At 42.2% G+C, this 19,066-nt stretch carries 16 protein-coding genes; 13 read left to right on the top strand and 3 right to left on the bottom strand.

Translation table 11 applies throughout. The annotated features are described in order from the left end of the window. The first annotated feature begins 87 nt into the window (after window positions 1–87). From ndk to der, 9 genes are all read left to right on the top strand, one after another. A complete protein-coding gene (ndk, locus tag OQE68_RS04960; RefSeq protein ID WP_180567246.1) occupies window positions 88–519 on the top strand; it encodes a nucleoside-diphosphate kinase in 432 nt (143 codons plus the stop codon). 113 nt (window positions 520–632) lie between these two features. Further along, window positions 633–1,775, top strand: a complete 1,143-nt coding sequence (rlmN, locus tag OQE68_RS04955; RefSeq protein ID WP_180567247.1) for a dual-specificity RNA methyltransferase RlmN — start codon at window positions 633–635, stop codon at window positions 1,773–1,775. Beyond that, on the top strand, window positions 1,735–2,592 hold the full coding sequence (gene pilW / locus OQE68_RS04950) for a type IV pilus biogenesis/stability protein PilW (RefSeq protein WP_266195527.1): 858 nt from the start codon (window positions 1,735–1,737) through the stop codon (window positions 2,590–2,592). The genes rlmN and pilW overlap by 41 nt, the downstream gene beginning before the upstream one ends. Next, entirely contained in the window at window positions 2,582–3,628 is a 1,047-nt protein-coding gene (locus tag OQE68_RS04945) for a RodZ domain-containing protein (protein WP_180567249.1), read from the top strand. The genes pilW and OQE68_RS04945 overlap by 11 nt, the downstream gene beginning before the upstream one ends. A 5-nt stretch (window positions 3,629–3,633) precedes the next feature. After that, window positions 3,634–4,746: a flavodoxin-dependent (E)-4-hydroxy-3-methylbut-2-enyl-diphosphate synthase gene (gene ispG, locus OQE68_RS04940; RefSeq protein ID WP_180567250.1), complete on the top strand. Its 1,113-nt coding sequence runs from the start codon at window positions 3,634–3,636 to the stop codon at window positions 4,744–4,746. 227 nt (window positions 4,747–4,973) lie between these two features. After that, complete coding sequence (gene hisS / locus OQE68_RS04935) at window positions 4,974–6,245, top strand: histidine--tRNA ligase (RefSeq protein ID WP_180567251.1); 1,272 nt, start codon at window positions 4,974–4,976, stop codon at window positions 6,243–6,245. A 107-nt stretch (window positions 6,246–6,352) separates the two neighbouring features. After that, a complete protein-coding gene (locus tag OQE68_RS04930) occupies window positions 6,353–7,015 on the top strand; it encodes a YfgM family protein (RefSeq protein ID WP_180567252.1) in 663 nt (220 codons plus the stop codon). A 13-nt stretch (window positions 7,016–7,028) separates the two neighbouring features. After that, complete coding sequence (gene bamB / locus OQE68_RS04925) at window positions 7,029–8,201, top strand: outer membrane protein assembly factor BamB (protein ID WP_180567253.1); 1,173 nt, start codon at window positions 7,029–7,031, stop codon at window positions 8,199–8,201. Window positions 8,202–8,333: 132 nt separating this feature from the next. Beyond that, window positions 8,334–9,800, top strand: a complete 1,467-nt coding sequence (gene der / locus OQE68_RS04920; protein WP_180567254.1) for a ribosome biogenesis GTPase Der — start codon at window positions 8,334–8,336, stop codon at window positions 9,798–9,800. A gap of 66 nt (window positions 9,801–9,866) precedes the next feature. On the opposite strand, the gene xseA is transcribed toward der, so the two are convergent. After that, window positions 9,867–11,261 carry an exodeoxyribonuclease VII large subunit gene (gene xseA, locus OQE68_RS04915; RefSeq protein ID WP_180567255.1) on the bottom strand — a complete coding sequence of 465 codons (1,395 nt, stop codon included), beginning with the start codon at window positions 11,259–11,261 and terminating at the stop codon, window positions 9,867–9,869. 109 nt (window positions 11,262–11,370) lie between these two features. Here xseA and guaB point away from each other — a divergent pair, with 109 nt between their 5' ends. Then, the gene (guaB, locus tag OQE68_RS04910) at window positions 11,371–12,840 is read left to right on the top strand and encodes an IMP dehydrogenase (protein ID WP_180567256.1); all 1,470 of its coding nucleotides are present in this window, start codon (window positions 11,371–11,373) and stop codon (window positions 12,838–12,840) included. A gap of 84 nt (window positions 12,841–12,924) precedes the next feature. Beyond that, a complete protein-coding gene (gene guaA / locus OQE68_RS04905) occupies window positions 12,925–14,502 on the top strand; it encodes a glutamine-hydrolyzing GMP synthase (protein ID WP_180567257.1) in 1,578 nt (525 codons plus the stop codon). Window positions 14,503–14,582: 80 nt separating this feature from the next. Here guaA and OQE68_RS04900 read toward each other — a convergent pair whose 3' ends face one another. Then, window positions 14,583–15,302 (bottom strand): hypothetical protein, encoded by a 720-nt coding sequence (locus tag OQE68_RS04900; RefSeq protein ID WP_180567258.1) that lies wholly within the window; start codon window positions 15,300–15,302, stop codon window positions 14,583–14,585. 778 nt (window positions 15,303–16,080) lie between these two features. Here OQE68_RS04900 and OQE68_RS04895 point away from each other — a divergent pair. Both OQE68_RS04895 and OQE68_RS04890 read left to right on the top strand, forming a co-directional pair. Continuing rightward, entirely contained in the window at window positions 16,081–16,557 is a 477-nt protein-coding gene (locus tag OQE68_RS04895; protein ID WP_289623307.1) for a Dps family protein, read from the top strand. Window positions 16,558–16,632: 75 nt separating this feature from the next. Then, the gene (locus OQE68_RS04890; RefSeq protein ID WP_180567260.1) at window positions 16,633–18,237 is read left to right on the top strand and encodes a Na+/H+ antiporter NhaC family protein; all 1,605 of its coding nucleotides are present in this window, start codon (window positions 16,633–16,635) and stop codon (window positions 18,235–18,237) included. An 8-nt stretch (window positions 18,238–18,245) separates the two neighbouring features. Here OQE68_RS04890 and folM read toward each other — a convergent pair whose 3' ends face one another. Beyond that, the gene (gene folM, locus OQE68_RS04885; RefSeq protein ID WP_180567261.1) at window positions 18,246–18,971 is read right to left on the bottom strand and encodes a dihydromonapterin reductase; all 726 of its coding nucleotides are present in this window, start codon (window positions 18,969–18,971) and stop codon (window positions 18,246–18,248) included. Between the last annotated feature and the right edge of the window lie 95 nt (window positions 18,972–19,066).

Below are 19,066 nucleotides of genomic sequence, written 5' to 3'. Positions count from 1 at the left end.
CCTAGCAGGTGCATTTTCCCTAAACCCGCGTATAATTCGCGGGTTTAATTTATTCAAAATAACTTTTTTAACTTGGAGAAGTGATCAATGGCTGTTGAACGCACTTTATCAATTATCAAACCAGATGCTGTTGCTAAAAATGTAATTGGCCAAATTTATAGTCGTTTTGAACAAGCTGGCTTGAAAATCGTTGCAGCAAAAATGTTGCATCTTTCTCAAGAAAAAGCAGAAGGCTTTTATGCTGAGCACAAAGAGCGCCCTTTCTTTAAAGATTTGGTTGCTTTCATGACGTCTGGCCCTGTAGTTGTTTCTGTTTTAGACGGTGAAAATGCTGTTATTGCTCATCGTGACTTAATGGGTGCGACTAACCCTAAAGAAGCGGCTGCGGGTACTATTCGCGCTGATTTTGCTGAAACAATTGATGAAAATGCGGTGCATGGCTCTGATTCTCCTGAGTCAGCAGCCCGTGAGGTTGCTTATTTCTTTGCTGATGAAGAAGTTTGCCCTCGCACTCGCTAAAAACTAAAGCTATTGTGCAGGCAAAAATAGAGGAGCCTTGTTTTTGCTTGCACTTATAACACTGCTCTAAAAGCAGGGTGAGTTAATGTTGTCTGCGTTGAAAGGTGAAGAAGATGACCAGTGTTGTTGCTAAAACCAATCTGCTAGGTTTAACCAAGCCTAAATTAGAGGCTTTTTTTGAGTCGATTGGTGAGAAAAAATTTCGAGCAACTCAAGTCATGAAGTGGATTCATCATTATGGCGTGGACAACTTTCAGGAGATGACTAACTTAGGGAAGTCACTCCGTGAAAAGTTGGCAGAACTGGCTGAAATTAAAGGGCCAGAAGTTGTTAGCCAGCACTTTTCTGAAGATGGAACGCGTAAGTGGGTTGTTAGGGTTGCTAGTGGTAGTTGTGTCGAAGCTGTTTTTATTCCTGAGCGTGGTCGTGGCACCTTATGTGTTTCTTCGCAAGCAGGCTGTGCCTTGGACTGTAGTTTTTGCTCAACAGGTAAGCAAGGCTTTAACTCAGATTTAACAGCATCAGAAATTATTGGCCAAGTATGGATTGCAGCCAAGTCATTTAACAGTGTGCCTCATAAAGAGGATAGAGCTGTTACCAACGTTGTTATGATGGGAATGGGCGAGCCACTGCTTAATTTTGACAATGTAGTAGATGCCATGAACCTTATGATGGATGACTTGGGTTATGGTATTTCCAAACGACGAGTCACATTAAGTACATCTGGTGTGGTACCTGCGTTGAAAAAACTAGCCGATGTAACAGATGTCTCTTTAGCACTTTCGTTACATGCACCAAATAATGAACTTCGTAATGAGCTGGTGCCTCTAAATAAAAAATACCCCCTTGAAGTACTTCTACCCACTTGTATGGAATATATGTCAAGATTAAGCGACAAGCGGCGTATTACAATTGAGTATACTTTAATTAAAGGTATTAATGATCAGCCTGAGCATGCTAAACAATTGATTAAGCTGCTAAGAGATATTCCTTGTAAAATTAACTTGATACCTTTTAATCCGTTTGCTTTGTCGGATTATCAAAGGCCAAGTAATAACGCCATCAGGGTATTTCAGCAACAGCTTCTAGATGCAGGTTACAATACTACGGTAAGGCGTACCCGGGGCGATGATATTGATGCGGCCTGTGGGCAGCTGGCGGGGCAAGTGAATGACAAAACCCGCCGTAGTGAGCGCTATCGTGATAAGTTGTTGAATGTTAAGCAGTTGGCATCAGAACAAGCTAGACCACTTTAATTATCAGCTAACTACTTTTTTGTTTCTAATGGGGGCTATGGTGACTAATAAAAGAACAACCATTTGGGTAATGTTAGGTTGTATGTTGCTTCTCCTGCAAACGGGTTGTGTTACAACAGCGCCGAATGGCAAAGAAATTGATGAAGATAAAGTTGTAACTGCACAAATTCGCCTAGCTAAAGCTTATATTCGAGAAGGGCAGGCAGGCTTAGCACGTAAACCACTGGAGAAAGCGCTTGATTATGATAGCCGCTCAGGTGAGGCTTATTCCGTGCTGGCTATGGTTAATCAACTGGAAGGTGAGAATGAGCTAGCTGAAAAAAGTTTTCGTAAAGCCATTCGATATAGTGATGAGCCCTCTGATGTACACAACAACTATGGTGCTTTTTTATACGCACAGAGTCGTTATGAAGAAGCATTAAAACAGTTGGATAAGGCAGCCTCTAATGTGCATTACCCTAAACGTAGCTATTCCTATCAAAGTATGGGGCTTGTAGCGCTTAAACTGGGCAAAAAGGAAGAGGCAAAGGAATACTTTGAAAAAGGACTTCGACTAAATAATAGGCTTCATAAGGCTCACCTTGAGCTGGCTGACATACTTTTTCAAGAGCAAAAATATATACCAGCAAAGAGCCATTATGAGCGATTTAAACAACTAGCCCGCCAAAATGCGCGCTCTTTATGGCTTGGGGTGAAAATTGCCAAAGTCTTTGAAAATAATGATGTAGTTGCCAGTTATGGCTTAATGCTGAAAAAGATGTATCCTGGCTCAGAAGAGCTAAAGCAGTACCAGGGTTTATTAACGAATGAAGAGTGAAAATATCAAACCACTGGAGTCATATCAGGATCATATTACTCCAGGGGAAATGCTAGCTCAGCAACGGCAGAATCTTGGTGTTGGGCAAGATGAAGTTGCTGATAATCTGAAAATCAGTGTTGACTTTGTTCAGGCAATAGAGTGCTCTGCATTTGATAAGTTGCCTGGGTTAACCTTCGTTCGAGGGTATTTAAGGCGTTATGCTGATTTTGTTGGCCTGGATCCAAACCAGGTAATTCAGGCATTTGATCGCTTTACCGGCGCTGCTGCAAAAGAGCATAAACCAATCTCAGTGACAGAGGTTGAAGCCCCTGATGAAAGCAGTCACCCAGTCTTTAAATGGTTTACTTATTTATTGATTGGTGGGCTCGTGGCACTAACGGTTGTTTGGTGGCAAAACGAGGTTAATCAGCCAATGACTGAAAATCCTACTGCTGACTTGGAAGAAAATGAAATTACTGTTGAAACTGTAACAGGGGAGACAGTGGTGAATGTGCTGGCTGAGGCTCAGCAACAAGAACAACAAGCAGTTGATACTAAACCAAGTGTAGAGGTGGCTGTTGCTGAAGCAATCGCCGAACAAGTTTTGCCTGAGCAAGAGGAAACTCAGGTGTTGGCTGTAGCGGAAGAGCCAGAAATAAGTGAGACTACCGCTTCTCAAACTGAAGAAATATCAACCGCTACCCGTCAAGCAGGAGAGGCTGTTGCAGAAAATACACCTGAATCATTGGATAGTGAGGTTGCTTCAGAGCAATCTACAGTTGCTTTAACGGCTACTGAGGAGGGGGTTAATCACTTACTGATTACTTTTGATGGTCCTTGTTGGACAGAAGTGAGAGATGCTCAAACGGGTAACGCATTAGTCAAAGCTTTGTATCGGGCAGGTAGTAAATTAGAACTCAAGCAAGCTGGACCGATAAAAATTAAGCTAGGTAAAGCAAGTATGGTAAAATTGCTCCAATTTAATGGGGGTGCAGTGAATGTTGCCCCATTCACCCGTGGTGATGTCGCCAAGTTAGTACTAGGTAAGGAGTAATCTTCATGTTTGCTGAATCCCCCATTAAAAGACGTAAGTCACGCCAAATTCATGTGGGAGATGTTGCGGTTGGAGGGGATGCTCCTATTTCAGTGCAAAGCATGACTAATACGGAAACCTGCGATGTTGCTGCTACAGTAGGGCAAATAGAAGCGTTGCAAGAAGCAGGTGCTGATATTGTGAGAGTATCTGTACCTAGTCTTGATGCGGCGGAAGCTTTCGCTAAAATTCGCCAACAAGTGACAGTGCCTTTAGTTGCAGATATTCACTTCGATTATCGTATTGCCCTGAAAGTAGCTGAAAACGGTGTTGACTGCTTGCGGATCAACCCAGGTAATATTGGCAGAGAAGATCGGGTGAGAGCGGTAGTTGATGCTGCAAAAGATAAAGGTATCCCCATTCGTATAGGGGTTAATGCAGGCTCACTTGAAAAAGATCTGCAAAAAAAATACGGCGAGCCAACGCCGGAAGCTTTGGTAGAGTCTGCTTTTCGTCATATCGATATTCTCGATAAGCTTGATTTTCAAGAATTTAAAATTAGCCTGAAAGCTTCTGATGTATTTACTACAGTAGCAGCCTATCGCTTGTTGGCTACTCAAATTGATCAGCCACTCCATCTAGGGATTACCGAAGCAGGTGGGTTTCGTTCTGGAACTGTAAAGTCTTCAGTTGGCTTGGGCCTGCTACTGATGGATGGCATTGGTGATACCTTGCGAGTATCCTTGGCCGCTGACCCTGTACAAGAAGTGAAAGTGGGCTTTGATATTTTAAAAAGTTTAAAACTACGAACGCGTGGCATTAACTTTATTGCTTGTCCAAGTTGCTCAAGACAAAATTTTGATGTTATTAAAACCATGAATGAGTTGGAGCAGCGACTGGAAGATATTAATGTACCCCTAGATGTTGCTGTAATAGGTTGTGTGGTGAACGGACCAGGTGAAGCGAAAGAAGCGGATATCGGTTTAACGGGCGGCACCCCAAGTAACCTGATTTATGAAGATGGCAAGCCCAGCCATAAGTTGAAAAATGATACTTTGGTGGATCACTTGGAAAATATGATCCGTACTAAGGCTAAGCAAAAAGAAGAAGAGCTAGCTAACGTAATTGCTAAAGCTTAACCTTATTAGTCACCTACTTTGTTCGTAATCAAAAGCCCTTTTATTAGGGCTTTTTTGTGTATTTACCTTTTGCAGTAGTTTCTCTAGTTAACAAGCTATGGCCAGCAGCACTTAATATCCGTAAAATCACTTTTCTTATACCTGGTGGCTACTATTAATGCCGGGCCGGGGCTTGAACAGATTAATTACAATTTAGTAGCAGACTTAGATAAAAAAGGTACAGTTCCTTGGCGAAAAAACTTCAAGCAATTCGTGGAATGAATGATATTCTGCCAGCTGAATCCAGTAGTTGGCAGTATGTTGAGCAAATAATTCGCCAACTACAAGCAGCCTATGGTTACCATGAAATTCGTACCCCCATCGTTGAAAGCACTGACTTATTTAAGCGCTCTATTGGTGAAGTCACTGATATAGTTGAAAAAGAAATGTACACCTTCGAAGATCGCAATGGCGACAGTTTAACCTTGCGCCCTGAAGGAACAGCTAGTTGTGTTCGTGCTGCAATTGAACATGGTTTGATTTTTAATCAGATACAGCGCATGTGGTATATGGGGCCAATGTTTCGTCATGAACGGCCTCAGAAAGGTCGCTATCGCCAGTTCCATCAGTTAGGGGTTGAAGCATTTGGCATGCAAGGCCCTGATATTGATGCAGAGCTAATCATAATGACTGCGCGTTTATGGAAAATGCTAGGCATTGATGGTGTGGTGCGTCTAGAAATTAACTCGCTTGGTACCACTGAGTCGCGAGCTCGTTATCGGGAAGCACTGGTTGAATATCTTAATCAATATAAAGATCAGCTGGATGAAGATAGTGTACGCCGTTTATCGTCTAATCCACTGCGGATTTTGGATAGCAAAGACTCTCAAACTCAAGCCATCTTAAAAGGTGCGCCGGTTTTAATGGAGTTTTTAGATGAAACTTCTAAAGTACATTTTGATCAATTATTAGCAATCTTAGATCAGGCTAAGATTGGCTATCAGATTAACCCTAAACTTGTGCGCGGCTTAGATTACTACTGTGACACGGTTTTTGAGTGGATTACTGACGAACTAGGGGCGCAAGGTACTGTTTGTGCTGGTGGTCGTTATGATGGTCTGGTCACTCAGTTGGGTGGTAAGCCTTCTCCTGCGGTGGGTTTTGCGATGGGGATGGAACGACTGATTTTAATGCTGGAGTCACTAAATAAAATCCCCGCCGCAGCCAAGCAACAGGTTGATGCTGCCTTGCTAGGCGTGGGAGATGTGACTGGATACTCGTTAATGGTTGCAGAACAGATTCGCTCTGCTTTACCTGGGTTGCGACTGCAATCCCAGTGTGGCAGCAATAGTTTTAAAAGCTTGATGAAGCGGGCTGATAAATCAGGCGCTGCTGTTGCACTGATTATTGGTGAGTCTGAGCAAGAGCAGCAACAAGTAACCATTAAATGGCTGAGAGAGGATAAACCACAGCAAACGCTCGGTTTTGATCAGTTAATCACTGAGCTTAAAGCCCTTTAATATGATATGGCAGCTTATGCCTTATTTTTGTGCTACCATGTGCGGCTGCAAAATCGCAGCCCATTGAGTAAATGAAAGATAGATAAAAATTTGTACAGGAGTGAAGGGTGGAAGCCTACCGTACTGAGGAAGAGCAGTTAGAAGCACTGAAAAAATGGTGGAAAGAAAATGGTACGGCCATTTTGGTTGGTGTCAGTGTCGCGCTGGCTGGTGTATTCGGTTATAAGGGCTGGCAAAACCATAAACTGTCGGTTGCTGCTGAGGCGTCAGCAATTTATAGCGACCTGCTGGAAGTGTCTAGCAAGTCTGCTCAAGGAGAGTTAAGTGAAGAAGATAAATCATCTTTGGAACATCTTGCCAACCAGTTAAAAACAGAATTTTCTGATACGACTTATGCTGTATTTGCTGCGTTTGTCAAAGCAAAGCAAGCTGTAGCTGAAAAAGACTTAGCTGCAGCCAAAACTGAATTGGAATGGGTATTAAAGCAAGATATTGATGTTAATCTCAAACTGGTTGCCAAGCTGCGTTTGGCGCGGGTAACTTTTGCGGAATCTACTGACCAAGCAGGTCAAGCATTGGCATTGGTTGAAAATGTTGATGCGGGTAAATTTACTGCTAATTATGAGTCCTTTAAAGGGGATGTTTATTTAGCTCAAGGTAATCAGGCCAAGGCGCGAGAAGCATACCAAAAAGCATTAGATGCCAGTAAAGATAGTGGTCAGCCCAATCCGTTTGTTCAAGTCAAGCTAGATGATTTAGCTGCTCAGTAAAGGAAGGTGTTAAGTGAAGCAAAATAGTCACACATTCCTCAAGTTAGTCAGTACAGTGACCTTCTTTGCATTGGTCTCTGGCTGTAGCTTGTTTGACTCTGATGATAGTGATACTGCTCTGGAACCAAAGCCTTTAACCGATATTGAAAACTCCATTAAGGTTCGCGAAGTTTGGAGCCATCAAATAGGTGATGGCTATGATGATAAGTACTATAAGCTGACCCCTGCAATTGATGGCAACCGGATTTTTGCTAGTGATGTTCATGGTGAAGTGGTCGCACTGGATCGTGACTCTGGAAAAGAACTATGGGAAGTTGAGCTTGAACTGCCAGTGAGTGGTGGTGTTACTGCTGGTTTTGGCAAAGTACTGCTAGGTACAGAAACGGGTGAGGTAGTTGCACTAAACCAAGATGATGGCAAAGTCGCCTGGAAAGCCCAACTAACCAGTGAAGTGCTTGCTGCACCACAAACCGATGGTCAAGTCGTTATAGCTCGCAGTATTGATGATAAATTGGTGGGGCTAAATGCTGATACGGGCGAGCGTCTTTGGATTTATGAAGGTAATCCGCCAGTATTAACCCTTCGAGGTACTAGCTCCCCATTGTTGATTAAAGGGCTGGCTGTCAGTGGCTTTTCTGATGGCAAAATGAAGGCATTTGCTGCTGATAAGGGAATTCAGGTTTGGGAACAGCGTGTGGCTGTACCTCAGGGACGTAATGAGCTGGAACGAATAGTCGATATTGATGCAACACCACTATTCCATGAAGGTGTCATTTATGCTGTCAGCTATCAAGGGCAGTTGGTTGCACTTGATCCTCGTTCAGGTGAAGTGCTGTGGCAGCGTAAAGCCTCCAGCGCAGAAGGCTTAGCTCAGGGTTTTGGTAATATCTATTTATCTGATAGCCAAAGCTATGTAACAGCAGTCGACTTAAATTCCAGCTCTACATTGTGGCAACAGCAAGATTTGGAAAACCGCAAAATCACTGCTCCTACACCAATCAGTAATTATGTCGTAGTGGGCGATTTTGAGGGCTATATACATTATATTTCCCAATTAGAAGGGCAGTTTGCTGCAAGGGTTAAAGTAGATAGCTCAGGTATTCGTACTCAACCAGTGACGGATGGCGTGTTTGTTTATGTATATAGTAATGATGGTGACTTAACTGCACTGGAAATTGTTAAGTAAACGATCTTACTTTACTTTAAAACGGCTGCTTGTGATCACAAGCAGCCGTTTGTTGTTATAAGCATTTAAATTAATAACCTATCATTGGGTTAATTCGGCACTTAGGGTGCTTTTGAAGTTGTAGGAAATGTTATGACACCAGTCATTGCTCTAGTGGGAAGACCAAATGTAGGAAAGTCGACCCTATTTAATCGACTCACCCGTTCCAGAGATGCATTAGTTGCAAACCTGTCTGGCTTAACCCGTGACCGCCAGTATGGTGAAGGAAAGCTTGGTAATCGTGATTACTTAGTGATTGATACTGGAGGTATCAGTGGTAATGAAGAAGGTATAGATGCCATGATGGCTGGTCAGTCGTTGCAAGCGATTGATGAGGCTGATGCGGTGTTATTTCTGGTTGATGCTCGAGCAGGATTGACTCCAGCCGATGAAATGATTGCTAAGCATTTACGGATAAATAATAAGTCTGCATATCTAGTGGTAAATAAGCTGGATGGTTTAGATGCAGATGCCGCATTGGCCGACTTTTATCAGCTAGGTCTTGCTAATGTTGAAGGTATCGCTGCAGCACATGGTCGTGGTGTAAAAACGCTGATTAATAAGGTTTTGGATGAATTCCCCAAACTTGAAGAGTTGGTTGAGCTATCAGAAGAAGAAAAGGCTGAAGAACAGCAAACAGCTGAAGCTGAACAAAAAGCTCAGGGGATAAAAATAGGTATTGTCGGGCGGCCAAATGTTGGTAAGTCTACGTTGGTCAATAGAATGCTGGGTGAGGATCGGGTGGTAGTGTTTGACCATGCAGGTACTACGCGCGATAGCATTTATATTCCTTTTGAACGACAAGAGCAAAAATACACGTTAATTGATACAGCTGGTGTACGTCGTCGGGGTAAAGTCAAAGAAGCCGTTGAAAAGTTTTCTGTTGTTAAAACCTTACAGGCAATTAGTGATGCTAATGTCGTGATTCTGGTTTTAGATGCTAAAGAAGGTTTGGTTGATCAAGATCTGCACTTATTGAGTTTTATTTTAGAGTCAGGCCGAGCGGTTGTAATCTCACTAAACAAGTGGGATGGCATGGATGCAGATATGAAAGCCCAGGTTAAAGAAGAGCTAGAGCGCCGTCTGGGTTTTATTAATTTTGCTCGAATTCACTATATTTCTGCACTCCATGGCTCTGGCGTAGGAAATTTATATAAGTCAGTAGAAGAAGCCTATCAAGCAGCAATGAGTCGCTGGTCAACTAACCAACTGACGCGTTTGTTAGAGGATGCAATAGTTGAGCACCAGCCTCCTTTAGTGCGAGGGAATCGAATTAAATTACGTTATGCTCACATGGGAGGGAGTAATCCACCCATTATTGTGATTCATGGTAATCAAACCAGTGAAGTGCCTGCTAGCTATCAGCGCTATTTAGAAAATACTTTTCGCCGGGAATTAAAGATTGTTGGTACGCCAATACGTATTGAGTTTAAAGGCAGTGAAAACCCTTATGCAGGGAAAAAGAATAAATTATCAGACCGTCAAGTTAATAAGAAAAAACGTTTGATGAAACACGTGAAAAAGGCAGAGCATAAAAAGAAACGTAAGAAAAAAAGCTAGCCACGCACAAGGAACAACTGATGTAAGAAAAAGCCCTGATTAATAACAGTGTCAGGGCTTTTTACTTTACTTGGTCTTTAAAACACTGCGCTTTGTTGTTTTTTCGACCCGGCAGCTAATTTCTCCATCGGCCACTAAAGTCGTTAGCTGGTCACCTGGTTTTACCTCACTATAAGAACGAATAGCCTGGCTTTTATCTTCAGTTAAGGTAATCGAATAACCACGACTTAATGTAGCCAGTGGACTAACCATCTGTAACTGTTTGGCTGCGTGCTGCATTTTAAGCTGGTTGTTTTTTAGGGCTTGTTGAGTGCTGTGATATAAGCGATTGGTGAGTAGCTGGACGAACTGTTTATACTGCAACAATTGTTTAGCTGGTGACTGCTGCTGGATGGCATTATGTTGAAGTTGCAGCTGATTTTTGGCTATAACCAGTTTTTTATCCATTGCTTGTTTTAAGCGAATCTCTAAGTCATCAAACCGTTGACTTAATTCCTGTAAACGGTGACCAGGGTGACGAAGTCTTTTTTGCAGGCTCGTTAATTGGTGCTGGTGAAAAGCAAGGATGCTTTTTAATTTTTCTGTGAGTAATGTTTGGTAGTTTGAGATGGCTGATAGCCACTCTTGTTGGCTAATGCTACATAGCATTTCGGCAGCAGCAGAAGGGGTTGGGGCACGTAAGTCAGCCACAAAATCGGCAATAGTGAAATCTACTTCATGACCTACCGCGCTGACCACTGGAATTGAGCAATTATAAATAGCATGGGCGACCATTTCTTCATTAAAAGGCCATAAATCTTCTAAAGAACCGCCGCCTCTACCAACAACTAGTACATCACATTGGCCATAGCGTTCAGCTGCTCTAATTGCGGCGACGATTTGTGGTGCGGCTTCTTTGCCCTGAACAGCAGTGGGAAATACAGTAATGGGAATGGCAGGAAAGCGCCTTTTCAGTACTGATAAAATATCATGAATAGCAGCACCAGTCGGTGAGGTAACCACCCCAATATGCTTAGGTAGTTCAGGAATAGGTCTTTTATGTGCTTCTTCAAAAAAGCCCTGTTGAGCCAGCTTTTGTTTTAATTGCTCAAATGCTCGTCTAAGAGCTCCATTACCAGACTCTTCTAGATACTCAGCGATGAGTTGATAGTCGCCACGCCCTTCATACAAACTCACTTTGGCGCGCATTAATACCTGAGTGCCTTCTTCAGGAATAAACCCTAATAGTTGGTTTTTATTGCGGAACATGGCGCAACGGACTTGAGCGTTAGCATCCTTTAGAGTGAAGTACCAATGACCAGAGGAAGGAATCGCCAGGTTAGAAATTTCACCTTCTACCCAAATCTGGCCTAAGCTAATTTCCAGCAGTCGGCGTACCTGTTGATTGAGTTTAGTAACACTCAGCACCTGCCGTTCTGGAGTGGATTTGGAAGTATAGGGGTCCGCTGTTGGTATGGTCATAGCAGCCTTAGATGATTTTAAAAGCAGTCGATATTGTTAGCAGTAGCTAAAAAAGCTATACTGGCGGGATTTATTTACCCACCTTGCAAGCCAATACGGTAGACATAGTATGTTGCGCGTTGCCCAAGAAGCCCTAACATTTGACGATGTTTTATTAGTTCCAGGTTACTCTGAAGTATTACCTAAAGATGTATCCTTAAAAACCCAGCTTACCCGGGAAATTCAGCTGAATATTCCCCTGATATCTGCAGCAATGGATACAGTGACGGAGTCTCAGCTTGCCATCGCCATGGCCCAAGAGGGTGGTATTGGCATTATTCATAAAAACATGACCATTGCTGATCAAGCTTACCATGTTCGTGCGGTTAAAAAGCACGAGAGTGGTGTGGTAAAAGATCCTATCACGATTGAAGCAGGGGCGACAGTTAGGCAGCTACTGGATCTTACCCGCCAGAATAAAATCTCAGGCGTACCCGTTATGCAAAACGGTGACTTGGTAGGGATTGTCACCAGTCGCGACGTTCGATTTGTTTCTGAGCTGAATACTCTGGTTTCGGAAATAATGACCCCGAAAGAAAAATTGGTAACAGTAAAAGAAGGGGCTGATCCAAGTGAAGTGCAACAGTTGTTGCATAAGCATCGCATCGAAAAAGTCTTGGTGGTTGATGACAAATTCAACTTGACTGGGATGATGACCGTAAAAGACATTCAAAAAGCACAAGATTTCCCAAATGCTTGTAAAGATGTTGCTGGTCAACTGCGGGTTGGTGCAGCAGTAGGCACAGGTGTTGAAACTGAAGAGCGGGTAGCTGCATTGGTTGAAGCAGGTGTTGACGTAATTGTTGTGGATACGGCTCATGGTCATTCTAGAGGAGTATTAGACAGAGTAACCTGGGTTAAAAAACAGTTTCCGCATATTCAGGTTATTGGCGGCAACATTGCCACGGCTGAAGCAGCTAAAGCATTAGCAGCTGCGGGTGCTGATGCAGTAAAAGTAGGGATTGGACCTGGCTCAATTTGTACCACTCGAGTGGTAACAGGCATTGGTGTACCTCAGATCACAGCGGTAGCCAGTGTGGTAGAAGCGTTAAAGAACGAAAATATCCCAGTTATTGCTGATGGTGGTGTCCGCTACTCTGGTGATATTGCCAAAGCGATAGTTGCAGGTGCTAGCTGTGTCATGATGGGTAGTATGCTTGCCGGTACTGAAGAAGCGCCGGGTGAAGTAGAGCTGTACCAAGGTAGAAGCTATAAAGCTTATCGTGGCATGGGCTCTTTAGGTGCCATGTCTCAGGCTACAGGCTCCAGTGATCGCTACTTTCAGGATGCTCAGGCTGGCGTTGAAAAGTTGGTACCAGAAGGCATTGAAGGCCGGGTACCTTATAAAGGCCCGATGGCCAGTATTCTTAACCAAATGATCGGTGGTTTGAGAGCAGCCATGGGATATACCGGTAGCCCGGATATTCAAACCATGCGTACCGTTCCCCAGTTTGTTCGGATCACTAATGCTGGGATGCGGGAGAGTCATGTCCATGATGTAACAATTACTAAGGAAGCGCCCAACTACAGAGTGGGTTGATCCACAGGCTATGAATGAAAGTTAAAGCGGGGCTGATTATCAGCCCCGCTGCTCTTTTACCTCGATAAAACTTTGAGATTAATTATGTCTTTAGATATTCATGCTGAACGTGTCTTAATTTTGGATTTTGGCTCTCAATATACCCAGCTAATTGCAAGACGGGTGCGTGAAATAGGGGTTTATTCTGAAATCCATCCATTTGATATGGCGCCAGAGGCGATTAAAGCATTTAATCCAAAGGCGATCATTTTGGCGGGTGGTCCTGAATCTGTTGCGGCGGAAAACTCGCCTCGGGCGCCAGAAATTGTTTTTCAGTTAAGTGTGCCTGTACTCGGTATTTGTTACGGCATGCAAACCATGGCTGAGCAATTTGGTGGAAAGGTATCCTGCTCTACTAAGCAAGAGTTTGGTTATGCGCAGGTAGATTTAACAAATCCAGGGAAATTATTCAGTGGCATTGAAGACCATGTTAATGCAGAGGGTACTTTTTCTTTAGATGTGTGGATGAGTCATGGCGATAAGGTGACGAAATTACCCAGTGGGTTTGAGCTAGTAGCAAAAACCGACAGCTGTCCTATTGCTGCTATGGAAAATCCAGAAAAGCATTTTTATGGTGTGCAATTTCATCCAGAAGTGACTCATACTAAGCAAGGTCAACGGATTTTAGAGCGTTTTGTGCTAGACATCGCTGGTTGTCAGCCTTTGTGGACGGCCAGCAACATTATTGACGATTTAATTAATAAGGTAAGAGAGCAGGTTGGTAGTAATAAAGTACTGCTTGGCTTGTCTGGTGGGGTTGACTCCTCGGTTGTTGCGGCTTTATTACATAAAGCTATCGGTGATCAATTAACCTGTGTATTTGTTGATAATGGCTTATTACGCCTACGTGAAGGTGATCAGGTAATGGCCATGTTTGCAGAAAATATGGGAGTGCATGTTATTCGTGCCGATGCCGAAGACTTATTTTTAAATAAATTAAAAGGCATCAATGACCCGGAACAAAAAAGGAAAATTATTGGTAATACTTTTATTGAAGTATTTGACCAAGAAGCTACAAAACTAAAGGACGTAAAATTCTTAGCGCAGGGGACTATTTACCCCGATGTTATTGAATCTGCAGGAGCTAAAACTGGGAAGGCTCATGTCATTAAATCACATCATAATGTTGGTGGGTTACCAGATGACATGGCTTTTGAACTGGTTGAGCCTTTACGTGAATTGTTTAAGGATGAAGTCCGTAAAATTGGTTTAGAGCTAGGCTTGCCTTACGACATGGTTTACCGCCATCCGTTCCCTGGTCCAGGCTTAGGAGTACGGATTTTAGGTGAAGTAAAAAAAGAGTACGCTGATATTCTCCGTCAGGCTGATGCTATTTTTATCGAGGAACTACATAATGCAGATTGGTATCATAAAACCAGTCAGGCATTTGCCGTATTTTTGCCAGTGAAGTCAGTTGGTGTCGTAGGTGATGGACGTCGTTACGAGTATGTTGTTGCTTTACGTGCCGTAGAAACGATCGATTTTATGACCGCTCGCTGGGCGCATTTACCTTACGAGTTACTTGAAAAAGTATCTAACCGAGTTATTAATGAAATCAGTGGTATCTCACGATTGACGTATGACGTGTCGAGCAAACCACCTGCAACGATTGAGTGGGAATAGTTGTATTTAGTCTTTTGAAATAAAAGAGGTAGGCTATAAATTTAGCCTACCTAAAATATTACTTTATTTTATTGTCTGTATTATAAGCTAGTCAGAGCTAATGTAGCGCCTTCAGAGTTTTGTTCACTGTCAGCATCCATCCAAACAAACTGTTTTCCATTACCTGATAGGTAATGAGTAATAGTTTGTGGAGTTGGGTTTGCGCCTTTTACGATAGTGTAATCTTTGTTTTCAGTGACTGTGCCTAACGCAGTAACACGTGCATTTGCGTTTGGTGTTGGGTTGACGATGTATACAGTAGCTGTGCTTTCTTGGAACTGTACACTGATAAATTGGTTAATATTGCTGTTGATTGATACGTTATACCAATGTGAGGCAGGTACAGAGTAATACCGGCAATATTTGTTAAATTGCTGTGGTTGACCTGTTGCGTCTAAATGCTGATTATTTAAACCAGCAGTATTAGTTGGCATTTGAACACTGCCCATCCAAATATCCAAATTATTAGTTGAGTGAACTCCATTAGGAACAATAGATATAGATACAGTATCAGTATCATTACCAGAAACTAACACTATTGAGGCCAAACCTTCGTTAGCAGTAGTACCTGGTACAGTTACCTGTACAGGAGGGGTAGAGTTGCTGCCCACTACAGTAGCTTGTATATCATGATCGGCATTGCTGCTGTTATATAAAAATAGAGCATATAGTTGGCCTGGGTTTAAAGCCTGACATTTAGCAGTTGCTCCAGTTGAAAGATTGAGTCGACGTCCATCATCCCAATTAATATATTCATTCATTTGAATATCCCTTAAATTCATTTCAAAAATAGATGTAGTGATGAATTGTATGTGGTGTTACATACCACTCGAATGGAGTATAGGGTAGCTTTTAAAGTATATTATTAAGTTTGTGTGAAGAAACTTGCCTAATTGCTCCTTACATGAATTACCTTGAAAGAGCTAGTTCATGGAACTTTGTCATTAGATAACTCGCTTGACTTTTTTACTTTAATTAGTACAGCTATTGTTAGCTGTGTAGTAGCAAGCTGGCTCCCTAAAAATCATCAAGAACGCTTGTCGAAATACTGTAATTAAAATAATAAAAAACAGTTGTGAATAGCAAAAAACCTACTTTTAATAACTCAAGTAATGTGTATATTGCACTTGAAAAATTAACCCATTGTAATTTGGAGGAATAATGTTTTTTTAAGAAAAATTGCCTAGCTGAAATTAGATTATTTATATGGAGGGAAGGGTAAGAAAGCCCCCCAAAAAACCAACAGCAAAGATTTAACGTTTAGGACTCTGTTAATAAAGTGGTTTAGAAGAAAGGCGATATATTATTCCAGGGGTAGTAAAGTACATGATATTGAATTTGAGGTTTATTTGGCCGTTATAAACGAGGTGGTACTATCGATTGTTTTAGTGGTTTTGCTAAACAAGGCCTTGGATTATTTCGATAGTTTTTTTCTATTGCTGGAATTTATTTAATTGGTTTTATTGTGTATGCTGTTCGTCCTATACTATCAACCAATAAACTAAACAGAAATAATAGCAAATGGTTGAGGAGAGCGTGATGAAACAAGTACAAGATGTCAATATTGGTATTTCAGCTGAAGCTCGGGAAAAAATTGCACAGAACACATCTCGGTTGTTAGCCGACAGTTACACTTTATATTTAATGACCCATAATTTTCACTGGAATGTAACAGGCCCACAGTTCCGCGATTTGCATTTAATGTTTGAAGAGCAGTATACCGAGTTGGCGACAGCCGTGGATGAAATTGCCGAACGAATTCGCACTTTGGGCTATCCTGCACCAGGCACTTATAAGCAGTTTGCTGAACTTTCTGCTATCAAAGAGGTAGAAGGCGTTCCTTCTGCTAATGAAATGCTGAAGCTATTAGCTGAAGCGAATGAGACGATAGTTAGAACTTCTAGGGAAATTTTACCAGCGGCCCAAGAAGCAGACGATGAGTCGACTGTTGGATTAATTTCGGATCGAATGCGCTTGCATGAAAAAAATGCTTGGATGTTAAGAAGTATGTTGTAAAACAAAGCGGTTCTCATTTACTAGTCAGTCAGTATAATGCAGTGCTTAATTTTCACTAAATTAAGGGGCTGCTTAATGGACTTTTCCGTGCCTAATGCATGGTCGTTATTACCGCCAATTGTGGCGATTGCTTTAGCGATTATTACTCGCCGAGTGCTTGTGTCTCTTGGTGCTGGTATTTTAGTAGGCATTTTATTACTAAATAGTGGCGATATATTAGCCAGTGTTGGGCACCTGGGCACCGCTGGATTAAGCCTGTTTTGGGAGGCTGGTGAAAGTGGTCAAGCAGGCAGTATTAACCACGGCAAAGTTGATATTATGCTGTTTTTATTGTTGCTTGGGGTGATTACCAGCATGGTCACGTTGCTTGGTGGTGCTAAAGCTTTTGGGCGATGGGCACGGCAGCGGGTTAGAACTGGAAAAGGCGCGCAACTAGCAACCTTTTTGTTAGGTATTATTGTTTTTATTGATGATTATTTTAATAGCCTTGCGGTAGGTAGCACTAGTCGCCCATTGACTGATCAGCATAAAGTATCTCGTGCCAAGTTAGCTTATCTTATTGACTCAACTGCAGCCCCAGTTGTAGTAATTACCCCTATTTCAAGCTGGGGGGCTTATATTATTGCGCTAATTGGCAGTGTGTTAGCGGCTCATCAACTTACTAGTGAAGCACCATTGACTGCTTTTGTTGCAATGATTCCCATGAATTTATATGCGATCTTTGCATTATTAATGGTATTGGCAGTTATTTATTTTAAATTGGATATTGGCTCAATGAAGCGCCATGAAATGATGGCTGCTGAAGACCAGCTTTACGATCCTGCTAAAGGTACCCCAGCAGGTACAGTTAGCTTTAAAAATGAACGAGAAGGTAGGGTATACCAACTGGTGTTGCCTATTATATCGTTAATTTTTGCTACTTTATTTTTTGTTTGGTTTACTGGTTATCAGACCTTAATGGCTGACAATTTACCCATTACTGTACTAGGGGCTTTTGAAAATTGTGACCCAGCAGGAGCAATGCTTTATGGTGGATTGGTTGGTACAGTAATAACACTCGCAATTGCTATTAAAGAGCGGTTATCAGTTAAAGAAATATTGATAGGGATTGTTCAAGGCTGTCAATCCATGCTATCAGCTATCATTATTTTAATCTTTGCTTGGGTGCTAACAGGTTTAATAAAAGAACTATCAACGGGGTTATATTTATCAAGCTTGGTAGAAAGTTGGTTAAGCCCACAGTTGCTACCTGTCATTTTATTTATAGTGTCTGGCGCTATGGCGTTTGCAACCGGCACTAGCTGGGGAACTTTTGGTATTATGCTGCCAATTGCAGGCGATATGGCGGCTGCAATAGAAATCAGCTTAATGCTACCAGCGTTAGCCGCTGTATTAGCAGGCTCAGTGTTTGGTGACCATTGTTCGCCTATTTCTGACACAACTATTCTTTCTTCAACGGGTGCAGGTTGTCACCATATTGATCATGTTATGACCCAACTGCCATATAGTCTTGCGGTAGCTCTAATAGCTGGCTGCGGTTTTATTGCAATGGGAGTAGCTGACTCAGTAATTGCTGGTCTACTGGTATCTTCTATTGCTTTTGTGGTCGTGGTGATAGGGCTAAAGTGGTTAGCTGGTAGAAAAAATACTGGAGAATCTTTGCAAGCGATAGTTTCTTAGGCGGGACCTTATTTAATAGTCCTGCCACCATCCAGTGCAAGGGTGTGTCCTGTCATATAACGATTACCCAGCAAAAAACAAAGGGCTTCGTAAAGGACCTCGGGGCCGGGTTCAATGCCTAATAATGATTTACTAAGGGATTTTTCCTTATACTCTGTAGGGTCGTCAGGATGAAACATTAATAAGGCGGGGGCAATTGCATTTACTTTAATATCAGGCGCATATTGTTTTGCAAAGGAGCGAGTCATATTATCTAACCCTGCTTTACTCGCTGTATAAGCAATATGGGAGTAACTGCCTTTAGCTACTACACAGTCAGTGATGTGAATAATATCAGTGACAGCTTCCTCTGCGCTGTCCAATAATGACTGACAGTGCAGGTTAATTAAATAAGGCGCCACCATATGTACTTGGGTCATGGTGTTTATTAATTGCTCGGGTGGTACTTCAGCATCTTCTTCTGTCAACCAGCTTGAAGCATTATGAATAATTGCACGTAGTGAAGGAGTAGTACTGATTAACTCCTGAATAAAAGCCAGAGTTTGCTCTGAGCTGGAGAAATCAGCTTGGATACATTTAACGCCGAGGTCTGTGATTTTATCTACATTTTCATGGTGCTGGCGGTAGCTAATAATAACTGGCTGGCCCTGCTGAGCAAAACGTTGGGCGCAGTGGTAACCAATGCGTTGCGCTCCTCCAGTAATTAAAATAGGTGCTGTTGATGGCTTAAACATAAGGTGACAGTCTTATTTTTTATTAAGTATTGTTTCCATTATGCCTGAAAAAAAGTCTGAAATAGAAGAGAAGACTTAGAAGGCAAAGAGGCTGT

Origin of the sequence: Spartinivicinus marinus (genome assembly GCF_026309355.1) — a bacterium.
In the GTDB taxonomy this organism is placed as follows: Bacteria; Pseudomonadota; Gammaproteobacteria; order Pseudomonadales; family Zooshikellaceae; genus Spartinivicinus; species Spartinivicinus marinus.
This window is presented reverse-complemented; position numbering and strand designations above follow the sequence as displayed.

Coding starts and splice junctions, on each gene's coding strand:
- ndk (WP_180567246.1), top strand. CDS start 88: ATGGCTGTTGAACGCACTTTATCAATTATCAAACCAGATGCTGTTGCT.
- rlmN (WP_180567247.1), top strand. CDS start 633: ATGACCAGTGTTGTTGCTAAAACCAATCTGCTAGGTTTAACCAAGCCT.
- pilW (WP_266195527.1), top strand. CDS start 1,735: ATGTTAAGCAGTTGGCATCAGAACAAGCTAGACCACTTTAATTATCAG.
- OQE68_RS04945 (WP_180567249.1), top strand. CDS start 2,582: ATGAAGAGTGAAAATATCAAACCACTGGAGTCATATCAGGATCATATT.
- ispG (WP_180567250.1), top strand. CDS start 3,634: ATGTTTGCTGAATCCCCCATTAAAAGACGTAAGTCACGCCAAATTCAT.
- der (WP_180567254.1), top strand. CDS start 8,334: ATGACACCAGTCATTGCTCTAGTGGGAAGACCAAATGTAGGAAAGTCG.
- xseA (WP_180567255.1), bottom strand. CDS start 11,261: ATGACCATACCAACAGCGGACCCCTATACTTCCAAATCCACTCCAGAA.
- guaB (WP_180567256.1), top strand. CDS start 11,371: ATGTTGCGCGTTGCCCAAGAAGCCCTAACATTTGACGATGTTTTATTA.
- guaA (WP_180567257.1), top strand. CDS start 12,925: ATGTCTTTAGATATTCATGCTGAACGTGTCTTAATTTTGGATTTTGGC.
- OQE68_RS04900 (WP_180567258.1), bottom strand. CDS start 15,302: ATGAATGAATATATTAATTGGGATGATGGACGTCGACTCAATCTTTCA.
- OQE68_RS04895 (WP_289623307.1), top strand. CDS start 16,081: ATGAAACAAGTACAAGATGTCAATATTGGTATTTCAGCTGAAGCTCGG.
- OQE68_RS04890 (WP_180567260.1), top strand. CDS start 16,633: ATGGACTTTTCCGTGCCTAATGCATGGTCGTTATTACCGCCAATTGTG.
- folM (WP_180567261.1), bottom strand. CDS start 18,971: ATGTTTAAGCCATCAACAGCACCTATTTTAATTACTGGAGGAGCGCAA.